Here is a 6,555-nt window from a genome sequence, read left to right on the forward strand (position 1 = left end):
TCAATTTCTTTTCCTTGAAACAGTAATTTTTGAGGTATTCCGATATTAAGGGAAATGATGTTTGATAAGTATTACTCCTTTCTGTCTTTTTATATGGTTAATTATATCACAAAAATTGGAAATATTAACTAACTTAGCACAAGTAATAGGTTGCATCACGCATTCCTTCTCGTTTTTTTAATAGGAAAATCAACAGTTAAGTTTAACAGAGTCAAAAATAAAAAACCTGTCAAAATTGACAGGTTCATCGAGATACAATATGAAAGCTTTTCTAACTTTCCATAATAAAAAGGCAAGCAGACTTTTCGACTGCTTGCCTTTTTTCTATTATCCAAACTTACTATATATTATAGAGCTTGGAATGTTTCTGTTAATACAGGAACGATTTGTTTTTTACGAGAAACAACACCTTTTAAAGTAGCAGTATTGTTCTCTAATGCTACATTGTATGCTTTCTCAACAGCGTTTGCTGCTTTACCGATAGCAAGACCAACAGAATCGTTAGTTAAGATATCAGTTACAACAAATAAGAATAAGTCTAGACCTTTTTCTTCTACTACTGCAGAGATTACTTTTTCTAATTCCGCTTGGTGTACAAGAACGTCGTTTGTATCGACAGCGTTTACTTGTGCGATTTCAACTTTTGCATTGCCCATTTGGAATTCTTTTGCATCAAGGGAGATTAATTGCTCCATTGTTTTACCGCTTAAATCTGCACCAGCTTTTAACATTTCTAAGCCGTAGCTTTCTGCGTCAACACCAGCGATTTCCGCTAATTCACGAGCCGCAGCTACGTCTTGTTCTGTACAAGTTGGAGATTTAAATAGTAAAGAATCTGAGATAATTGCAGATAACATTAAACCTGCAACCTCTTTACGAATTGCAACGCCGTTTTCTTTGTACATTTTGTTTAAGATTGTAGCTGTACAACCAACTGGCTCACAACGATAGTAGATAGGATCGCTTGTCTCAAAGTTAGCAATACGGTGATGGTCAATAACTTCTAACACACGAACAGATTCGATATCGTTAGCACTTTGTTGACGTTCGTTATGGTCAACTAAAATAACATTGTCCACTTCGTTTGCAACTGTTTCAACAAAACGCGGTCCTTCTACTTTAAAATGATCTAACGCAAATTGAGTTTCACCGCTGATTTCACCTAAACGTACAGGCTCAGCATTCATTCCTAATTCTTTTTTCAACTCTGCATAAGCAATCGCAGAACAAATTGCATCTGTATCTGGGTTTTTATGCCCGAAAACTAATACTTTTTCCATGTTTTCCACCTCTTCATGAAAAGGATATCTTAAAGAAGCAAATATGACAATATTTTAAACACATTTTTTATAAATAAAATCAAGTTTCTTTCATTTTTACATAAAAACACTACACTTCGCCTACATAAGAGGAAAAAAACCTTGAAAGCATAATAAACTTATAAAAAAGCTATTTATTATAAGGAGGCTTTCTAATATGCCTAAAATAAAACTTGAAAATAATGTGGAATTATACTATGAAGATCAAGGAAAAGGTAAACCTGTTCTTTTTATTCATGGGGTTTGGATGAGTAGTCGCTTTTTTCATAAACAAATTCCTTATTTCAGTGATAAATACCGTGCTATTTCCATTGATTTACGAGGACACGGACGTTCTTCGCACATCGAAACTGGTCACACAATCACAAACTATGCTCATGATTTGCATACCTTTATAGAGGCTTTAGCGTTAAAAGATGTTACATTAGTAGGCTGGTCAATGGGAGCATTTGTTGTATGGGAATATATAAAACAATTTGGGGAACAAAATATACAAGGTTCGGTAATCGTTGATGAACTAGCATCAGATTTTAAATGGCCTGATTTCTCTATCGGTGCCTTTGATTTTCCAACACTGATTCATTTGATGAGAGAGATTCAAACAAATCAAACTGAGTTTCTAAAAGGCTTTATTCCTCTTATGTTTAAAGAACCCCTTTCCACAGAAGATTTCACCTGGATACTTGAAGAAGTCACAAAAGTTCCAGCATCCATTGCAAGCGCTATTTTATTTGATCAAACCGTTGTTGATTACCGTGAAGAATTAAAGACAATTACAAAACCAACCTTGCTTTGCTTTGGGAGAGAAGAAAAATTAATCCCAGTTGCTGCAGGAGAACATTTACACAAACACATTCATAATTCTCAACTCGTTATTTTTGAAAATAGCTGTCATTGCCCATTTTTAGAAGAAACCGACCATTTTAATAACGTGTTACATGCTTTTATTGAATCACTCTCATAATGTATTTCACAAACAATATAATGTGTTGAGACTTTAAAAACTTATTTTCTAGCCAACACAAAAAGGCCATTCAAAATGATGGCCTTTTTCGAAGTAATAATTCACCCTGGATATTAATTGAATTTTCAGAATAAAAACTTTAAAATGTGCTTGATACCATAAACTAAAATTTTATACTCTCATCAATCGGTACACTTTTTTTAGAAGTCTTGTCTTTCACCTCTTTACATCTCTCTTCCCAAAATTCAACACCTTCAATTCCTACTTTTTTAGGATTAAAAACAGGATCTTTCCCTTCTTTTTTCTGCGTTTCATAATCTCTTAATACTTTTAAAGCTGTCTTACTTAGCAGTAAAATCGCCAAAAGGTTAAGCCATGCCATACTGCCTATTCCTAAATCACCCAGATTCCATAAAAGAGAAGCTGATTCCACACTACCAATATAAACCATTATTAAAAATCCAATTTTCAAAACGGTTTTTAGCCATTTTAATTTTAATTTATGATCCAAGTAAGTAAGTGTAGTTTCTGCAATATAGTAATACGCTAGTAAAGTAGTGAATGCGAAGAAAAAAATAGCGATAGAAACAAATAATGGACCGAAACCTGTAACTACAGTTTCAACAGCTTGTTGGGTATATATTGGGCCTGGCTCAACATTCCCCATCGTTTTCACAATTGCATCTTTTCCATCAGGTATAACATTATACATACCGGTTATCAGAATCATAAGAGCTGTCGCTGTACATACAACAATTGTATCTATATACACAGAAAAAGCTTGGACTAACCCTTGTTTAGCAGGATGTGATACTTCAGCTGCTGCTGAACTATATGTTGCTTCTCCAACACCAGCAACATTTGAAAATACAGCCCTTTTTACTCCCCAGGCAATTGCCGCTCCAACAATTCCTCCAAACATTTCATTGATGCCAAATGCACTCGAGAAAATGAGCGCAAACATATGAGGAATTTCTGTCACATTTGCAATTAAAACGATACATGTCACTACGACATAACCGATTGCCATAAAAGGAACCAGAGTTTGAGAAACAATTGCAATTCTCTTTACTCCTCCAAATATAATCGCCGCTAGCAATATAACTAAAAGGATACCTGTTATATACTTACTTACACCTGATGAATTTTCAAATCCAACCGCAATGCTACTTGATTGAATTCCTGGTAATAAAACGCCATATGAAATCGTGACGACAATGGCCACAACTACTGCGAACCATTTTACCTTCAAGCCTTTTTCAATAAAGTATGGTGTACCTCCGCGATATTCATTTCCTACTTTACTTTTGTATAATTGGGCAAGTGTTGATTCAATGAATGCGCTAGCTGCCCCTAGTAATGCCATAACCCACATCCAGAAAACAGCACCTGGGCCTCCAAAAGCAATCGCTGTCGCTACACCAGCAATATTCCCAATTCCAACCCGGCCCGATAAGGCTAAACAAAATGCTTGAAATGAAGATATACCAGTCTCTGAACTCTTTCCTTCAAATAATAATTTGATCATCTCTTTAAAATACCGAATTTGTAAAAAGCGAGTCGCAATTGTGAAATACACACCTGCACCCAGCGCAAAAACAACTAATCCTATACTCCATACTTGTCCTACTAACCACTCTATTAACTTTTCCATCCCAATCCCCCTCATAATTGTGTTGAAAAAGATTTATATATTGCATGCTTAAAAACAAAACGGACAACTTCATCGTTCATTCAAGTTGTCCGTTAGCTTTCCTATTTGATCATTACTTTATATTCACCCAAACACTCTTTACTTCCGTGTAGTTATCAAGCGCATACGATCCTAATTCACGCCCAATTCCTGACTGTTTATAACCACCGAATGGTGCTGCTGGGTTTTCTAAATTGTAATCATTAATCCAGACTGTTCCTGCCTTTAATCTATTTGCTACTTGATGTCCAGTTTTAATATTTTGAGTCCATACGCCAGCAGCTAGCCCATAGGTAGAATGATTTGCCCTTTTAATTACCTCCTCAACTGAATCAAATGGCATGACTACAACGACTGGGCCAAATATTTCTTCCTTTGCAATTGTCATATCATCGGTAACATTTGTAAAAACTGTCGGCTGAACAAAGTAGCCTTTTTCAAATGCCTTTTCTCCGCCTACTGCAACTGTTGCACCTTCAGCTTTTCCTTGTTCAATATAATGTAGTACACGCTCTTGCTGTTTTTTAGAGACAAGCGGTCCCATTTCTGTGTCTTTTTCCATACCTGCACCAAGCTTTACGTTATTCGCCATGTTTACAAGTTCTTCTACTACTCTCTCATAATGTTTCCGATGAACAAATACACGGGAACCTGCACTGCAGTTTTGACCATGATTATACATAATACCTTGGAATGCTCCAGGAATAGCTTCTGATAAGTCAGCATCTTCTAAAATAATGTTAGGAGACTTACCACCAAGTTCTAGCGTTACATGTTTGATTGTTTCAGCAGATTGACGCATAATATATTTCCCTGTAACTGTTGAACCTGTAAAAGCTACTTTATCAATATCATGATGATTTACAATTGCTGCCCCAGCTTCTTGCCCAAAACCTGGAACAAAGTTTACGACGCCCTTTGGAAAACCTGCTTCTTTAAAAAGCTCCGCTACATATAATAAAGATAGCGGTGTTTGCTCTGCTGGTTTTAACACAATCGTACAACCTGTCGCAAGAGCCGCTCCCATTTTCCAAGCAGACATAACTAATGGATAATTCCAAGGAATAATTTGACCAACAACACCAATCGGTTCATGACGTGTATAATTTAAATAATCTTTTGAAATAGGTATTGTTTGCCCTAAAATTTTTGTAGCCCAGCCAGCATAATAACGATAATTTTCCACTGTCGCTGGAATATCATCTTCAAGTGCAACTTGATATGGTTTACCATTATCCAACGCTTCTAGCTGTGCTAGTTCTTCTTTATGTTCTTCGATTAAATCAGCTAGTTTGTATATAAGATGTGCTCTTTCAGCAGTAGTCATTTCAGCCCAGTGTCCCGCTTCAAAAGCCTGTCTTGCAGCTTTCACTGCTCTATCAACATCTTCAGCTTGCGCCTCACTAACAACAGCAAGAACTTCTTCCGTAGCTGGATTCAACGTTTCAAATGTTTTCCCGCTAATAGAAGATACAAAGTCACCATTAATAAACAGTTTGATTTCCTTATTTAAAAACTCTTTTACCCTTGGTTTCAATTCAATTTTTGTCGTTAACACGTTTTATACTCCCCTTTCATTACATAAATGAATTTATTTTATATAGCTGAATTTGCAGTAATTTGTGATAAAATATCTTGCAGCTTTTGATCTTCTTCAGGTGTCAATCCTAAGCGCGGATAACGAGATGGCCCTCCAGCTTGCCCATTTAATTCCATCGCCCGCTTCACAATTTGCACATATTTTCCTGACCCTTCAAGAAATGCGCAAAGAGGCAAAATTCTATCATTCATTTCCCAAGCTTTTTCTAACTCACCATTTTGAAAGTACTCATACATTTGTGTAACAAGTCCTGGAACTATATTTCCTGCCACAGAAACCCAGCCTGTAGCTCCTACTAAATAGGATTCCATAACTAAATCCTCGGACCCGCAAAAAACTTCAAAGGATCCTTTTCCCTTTCTCACCAAATCTCTCGCTTTGCGGATATCTCCGCTTGATTCTTTAATATGAGTCACCCTCTCACATTCTTTCCCAATACGAAGCATGAGTTCTGTACTCATATCGACACCAGATGTAAACGGATTATTATAGAGCATAATTGGTATATTTACAGCATTTGAAATTTCTTTGAAATGAAAATAAATCTCTTCTTCTTTCGGTTTACAATAATAAGAGTTAATAATTAGTGCACAATCTGCACCGTTCACCTCTGCATGTTTTGTATATTCAATTGTTTCTTTCGTTGTTTCAGCAGCAGTCCCGACAATCACAGGGATACGACCATCTACCTCTTTTAATACAGTTTCAACCATCTTACATCTTTCTTCTTTAGATAAACTCACAAACTCTCCCGTACTTCCATTGATTATAATGCCAGCAACCTTTTGCTTAATAAAGTAGTTAACGTTTTGCTTTACTCCGTTCCAATCAACTTCTTGTAACTCATTCATCGGTGTAATTAATACTGGAAATGCCCCTTTTATACTTTGCATCATCATCTCTCCCCTTTAAAATTACAATATTGTTTTTTCCTACTAGCAACCTTGTTCTTCATATGCAGAATATATAAATCCATTTT

5 protein-coding genes are annotated in these 6,555 nt (G+C 36.0%); 1 reads left to right on the forward strand and 4 read right to left on the reverse strand.

What is annotated here, in order from left to right; translation table 11 throughout:
* Window positions 1–347 precede the first annotated feature (347 nt).
* On the reverse strand, window positions 348–1,280 hold the full coding sequence (gene ppaC / locus V7183_RS08135; RefSeq protein WP_335359168.1) for a manganese-dependent inorganic pyrophosphatase: 933 nt from the start codon (window positions 1,278–1,280) through the stop codon (window positions 348–350).
* A 196-nt stretch (window positions 1,281–1,476) separates the two neighbouring features.
* Here ppaC and V7183_RS08140 point away from each other — a divergent pair, with 196 nt between their 5' ends.
* Complete coding sequence (locus V7183_RS08140; protein WP_335359169.1) at window positions 1,477–2,283, forward strand: alpha/beta fold hydrolase; 807 nt, start codon at window positions 1,477–1,479, stop codon at window positions 2,281–2,283.
* A 163-nt stretch (window positions 2,284–2,446) separates the two neighbouring features.
* Here the strand turns inward: V7183_RS08140 and V7183_RS08145 are convergent, their stop codons facing one another.
* The 3 genes from V7183_RS08145 to dapA all read right to left on the reverse strand — a co-directional run bounded on the left by V7183_RS08145 (window position 2,447) and on the right by dapA (window position 6,469).
* Complete coding sequence (locus V7183_RS08145) at window positions 2,447–3,937, reverse strand: alanine/glycine:cation symporter family protein (RefSeq protein ID WP_335359170.1); 1,491 nt, start codon at window positions 3,935–3,937, stop codon at window positions 2,447–2,449.
* A gap of 112 nt (window positions 3,938–4,049) precedes the next feature.
* Window positions 4,050–5,534 carry an aldehyde dehydrogenase family protein gene (locus V7183_RS08150; RefSeq protein WP_335359171.1) on the reverse strand — a complete coding sequence of 495 codons (1,485 nt, stop codon included), beginning with the start codon at window positions 5,532–5,534 and terminating at the stop codon, window positions 4,050–4,052.
* A gap of 38 nt (window positions 5,535–5,572) precedes the next feature.
* Window positions 5,573–6,469, reverse strand: coding sequence for a 4-hydroxy-tetrahydrodipicolinate synthase (dapA, locus tag V7183_RS08155; protein WP_335359187.1), 897 nt, complete (start codon window positions 6,467–6,469; stop codon window positions 5,573–5,575).
* Between the last annotated feature and the right edge of the window lie 86 nt (window positions 6,470–6,555).

Origin of the sequence: Bacillus sp. JJ1127, from assembly GCF_036965845.1 — a bacterium.
Taxonomy (GTDB): Bacteria; Bacillota; Bacilli; order Bacillales; family Bacillaceae_G; genus Bacillus_A.